This window comes from Fluviicola sp., assembly GCF_030151805.1.
GTDB lineage: Bacteria > Bacteroidota > Bacteroidia > Flavobacteriales_D > Crocinitomicaceae > Fluviicola.
In genome coordinates this window covers 1-4211 of record NZ_JASLCN010000337.1, presented here as the reverse complement: position 1 = coordinate 4211, position 4211 = coordinate 1, and the positions used below count along the sequence as shown (strand labels likewise).

General features: G+C 40.5%; 6 protein-coding genes. 4 read left to right on the top strand and 2 right to left on the bottom strand.

Translation table 11 applies throughout. From position 1 onward, the window contains the following. On the top strand, positions 1 to 230 hold a 230-nt coding region (locus tag Q1V93_RS12780), incomplete at its 5' end, for an OmpA family protein (protein ID WP_300665246.1). A gap of 144 nt (positions 231 to 374) precedes the next feature. On the opposite strand, the gene Q1V93_RS12775 is transcribed toward Q1V93_RS12780, so the two are convergent. Beyond that, the gene (locus tag Q1V93_RS12775) at positions 375 to 1508 is read right to left on the bottom strand and encodes a pirin family protein (RefSeq protein WP_300665245.1); all 1134 of its coding nucleotides are present in this window, start codon (positions 1506 to 1508) and stop codon (positions 375 to 377) included. Between the two features lie 109 nt (positions 1509 to 1617). Between Q1V93_RS12775 and Q1V93_RS12770 the strand changes: the two genes are divergently transcribed. Genes Q1V93_RS12770 through Q1V93_RS12760 form a run of 3 tightly spaced genes read left to right on the top strand, consistent with a single transcriptional unit; the run spans position 1618 to position 3781 of the window. Beyond that, positions 1618 to 2415: a hypothetical protein gene (locus tag Q1V93_RS12770; protein ID WP_300665244.1), complete on the top strand. Its 798-nt coding sequence runs from the start codon at positions 1618 to 1620 to the stop codon at positions 2413 to 2415. 18 nt (positions 2416 to 2433) lie between these two features. Further along, on the top strand, positions 2434 to 2778 hold the full coding sequence (locus Q1V93_RS12765) for a n-acetylglutamate synthase (RefSeq protein WP_300665243.1): 345 nt from the start codon (positions 2434 to 2436) through the stop codon (positions 2776 to 2778). A 40-nt stretch (positions 2779 to 2818) separates the two neighbouring features. Next, entirely contained in the window at positions 2819 to 3781 is a 963-nt protein-coding gene (locus Q1V93_RS12760) for a Fic family protein (RefSeq protein ID WP_300665241.1), read from the top strand. A 1-nt stretch (position 3782) separates the two neighbouring features. On the opposite strand, the gene Q1V93_RS12755 is transcribed toward Q1V93_RS12760, so the two are convergent. Further along, on the bottom strand, positions 3783 to 4211 hold a 429-nt coding region (locus Q1V93_RS12755; RefSeq protein WP_300665240.1), incomplete at its 5' end, for a T9SS type A sorting domain-containing protein.

Here is a 4211-nt window from a genome sequence, read left to right as displayed (position 1 = left end):
TCAAAGACAATTGGGATTTGAGCGTTGCACGTGCAACATCCATTACGCGCATGCTGAATGAGAAATATGCAGTTGCAGCAACGCGTATGACAGCTTCCGGTCGCGGAGAATATTTTCCGAAAGCATCTAACGAGACAGCAGAAGGAAAAGCAAAAAACCGCCGAACAGAGATCATTCTTTCACCGAAATTGGATGAGATCATGAATTTGTTGAATAGCTCCGGGAAATAAAAGACCTTAAAGAGGCAAGATTTAAAAAGTCAGGACACATTGATAATGGAAAATTGAAAAGCTTTTGAAGCAGAATCCTTTTCAATTTTCCATTTTAAATTCTCAATTTATCCCGGTTCTTTTCTCTTTCAGCACTAACTCTAATTATGCTTCTTTGATTTCTTCCTTCCCATCTGCATGCAAAGCAAAACGAGGTTTGGAACGATCATGAACCTGATCATAACGTTTCCACGGCCAGCCACCAAATTGCGTTTGATGGTAATCATCGAAAGCTTGTCGGATCTCTTCTTTCGTGTTCATGACAAAGGGTCCGTACTGCATCACTTGCTCCCCGATCGGTTTTCCCTGCAAAACAAAAATGCTGACTGCCGTATCATGTGAAATCAGTTCTGTTTCTACTGAAGGATCGAGGAAAAATCCCGAATAAGAATCGAATTGCTGTTCGTTGATCCCCAATTGATCTCCTTCATAGAAAAACACACTCCGGTTAATAGTTGCCGACGTTTTCGGCAACGTAATTTTCGCATGTGGTTCCATCTTGATGTTGACGATCAGAACTTCATTTTCGGCAGGAAAAGCCCATGAATCCGGTGGTGGAGCTACTGCTTGTTTTCCATTCCAGGTTCCGACAATTAACTCCACCAATACTTTATCGTGATCAAATTTCAGGTTCGGAATACTTTCACGCCACAGCATTTTGAAATGCGGTTCAACCATTTTGTCTTTTTTCGGCAAGTTGAGCCACACCTGGAACAATTCGAGCGGATTTTCTTCCGTTTGGGACAAAAGCGGAAACATTTCGGAATGCTGTACTCCTTTTCCGGCAGTCATCCACTGCACGTCCCCATTTCCGTAACGACCGGCTGCCCCCAGGGAATCGGCATGATCTACCATTCCTTTTCTTACAACGGTAATGGTTTCAAATCCTCGATGCGGATGCCCCGGAAAACCCGGAACTTTCTTTCCGTGGTACATTCTGAAGCCATCTTTTATAATAAAGTCATCTCCCATGTGCCGGCCCTTAAAATGTTCTGCATCCGGACCCATTTGCTCCGTTCCGGCAGGAAACTGATCTTCGTGATGCACACAAAACAAGAACGGATCTTGCGTTTCCCACTGAAAACCAAGCGGGAAATGTTGTTTAATCGGATTCATATCTTTTTCTTTCGTTTGTTCGGATTCTTCTTTGCCTGAAACCAGCCAGGGCAATGCAAAAAGGGCTGCGGATGCCGCAGATAAGCGCTGTACAAAATTTCTTCGTGTGAAATCTTTACTCATAATTCAAATTATTTACCCGGGTACTAATTTAATACATTGTTTTCAGAAAACCAATTTTCAAAAAGGCCAACCCGTGCTTCATTTTCACAAAAAATGATATCTTCATGACATGAAAAAAGGACTCATCTACTTTCTTTTACCGCTTCTGATTGCCTGTAATCAAACGGATGCAAAAAATGGTAAGAACACGACTGAAACCCCGGAAAAATTGGTCGAAACAACCAGTGAACCGGACAAGAAAGCTGAGAAAAAGGTTTTTGTTCCGTCAACTTACGATGATCCGGAACAGAAAGAGCGAATCAAAGATCATCTGATCGGGCTTCAACGACTCAATGATGCCGGAGTTTTTAATCAGATTCATCAAAAAGCACTGCCTGCACTCCCTTCTGAGCAGCAAACTTATTTTACGGCGAATCCACATTATTCCGTTTTGTCATCAAGCAAAGGCGATTTGTTTCACAATGGAAAAACGGACTATGCTTTTGTTGTTTATGACGAGAAAAACAACCGCTTTTCCATTTTAACCTATAACAAACTGAAAAATAAATACGCCGAATTGTACCGGGATCTCAAAGTTGAAAACGGTTTGGAAGACGCCAATTGCAATTACAGTCAGTTTGGAATGCTCGATTACATTTTAGCCGATGAATTCCTTTACCAGGAAGAGTACCTGATCAAAAAACCGGAAAGCTACCTGGAATATCCGACCTGCAAGATCGGCAACATGAAACAAAACACCGATTTGATTCTGAAAGAAGGCTGTTTTGCGAAAAAAGTCAATAAATCAAAACTTCCGGTTGTACTTTCTATTGCAAGCAGCAGCGTTTATAACAATTGGGAATGTCTGCAATATGAACCGGAAACAAACTCCTTCTGCATTATTTACGGACAGGCATTTGCTGACTAGTTGACACAGATTCAAATAATGAACTACAACAACAAAAAATTCAGACCTGTCAGCAATTCGGAAAATGGCGAAACATCTAAGGAAACCTTATTTCATTACTTCCAGAACGGTACCATTCTCACCTGTACTTATTCGGGTGGGCAAATTGTTCACGGTCATTTAATCGGACTTGTGGACGAAGACGGAAACATTGAACTGCGTTATCATCAGATCAACTATCAGGGTAAAATGATGACCGGAATTTGCCAATCCAAACCAGAAATCCTGGACGACGGAAGAATCCGCTTACACGAAACCTGGCAATGGACTTCGGGTGATTGTTCTGAAGGAACTTCCATCCTGGAAGAAGTCAGAAACGAATAAAAAACACCACTTTTGATAGTATCAAATGATAGTATCACAAATGAAATCTCCTTATGAAATAACATATCGGATTTTAACATTGATCAGTTCCATATCAGAAAAACTGGGACAAATCAATGCGAAATACCTGGACAAACCTTCGCCAAAGCTTCGAAAAGAGAATCGAATAAAAACAATACATTCTTCTCTTGTAATTGAAGGGAATACCTTGTCTATTGAACAAATCACAGCCCTTTTAGACAATAAAAGAATTATCGGTCCGGAAAAAGATATCCGGGAAGTCATGAACGCGAATAAGGTTTATGAAGAAATCAAATCGTTTAATCCGCATTCTTCCAAATCATTTCTTCAGGCTCATAAATTCTTGATGAGTGAATTGATCCAAAAACCGGGAACGTATCGTAGCAGCGGTGTTGGGATTGTTGCAGGGCAAAAAATTACTCATATGGCTCCGCCCGCTTCCAATGTTCCATATCTCATGAAGGATTTGTTTGCTTATCTCAAATCAGAAAAAGAGCTTTCTCTCATTAAAAGCTGTGTTTTTCACTATGAAATGGAATTTATTCACCCATTCCTCGATGGAAACGGAAGAATGGGAAGATTATGGCAAACCATTATTTTAATGGAGGAATATCCCATTTTCGAATTCATTCCATTCGAAAATATGATTCATCAAACGCAGGCAGATTACTACGCTGCACTCTCAAAAAGCGATAAACAAGGTCATTCTACGCCTTTTATTGAGTATATGCTCGATGTAATAAACCTTTCGCTGAATAATCTGTTAGACAAAACAGGGAATCAAATGAATACGGAAGATCGTCTGAAGTATTTTTCTGAAGTAACAAGCAAACAGTTTACCCGCAAAGATTACATGACGGTATTCAAAGAATTATCGACGGCAACTGCAAGCCGTGATCTAAAAGCCGGCGTAGACTTAAACTATTTCCAAAAAACCGGCGATAAAAAGAATACGCTTTATTCTATTATCATAAAGAAATAATTTACTCCTTCACTAACTTACGCGTTACAACAGAAGACTCCGATTGAATCAAGGCATAGTAAATTCCGGAAGGATATTGGCTCAAATCAATCGTGTTTGCACTCTGAAAACGATTGATTTGTTCACCATCGACAGAAAATACTTCAATGGAAAAAAGGGAATTCCCCGCATTTGAAGAAACATAAAACACACCGCTTCCCGGATTGGGACTCACGAGAATCTCCGAATCAATCGTCGTTTCCTCAATTCCGGCTGTATTATCCGCCAAACGAAGAATTGTTCCGTTCAAACCGCAGGTATATCCCACATGATTACTCGGAAAACAAACTCCCAGCTGGCGTGAAGATGAAGTTGTCTGCGTTGTCCACGAAGCACCCTGATTAACTGTTTTGTAAATCGTACTCGTGTTTGCAGTGATACTTCCTCCTAT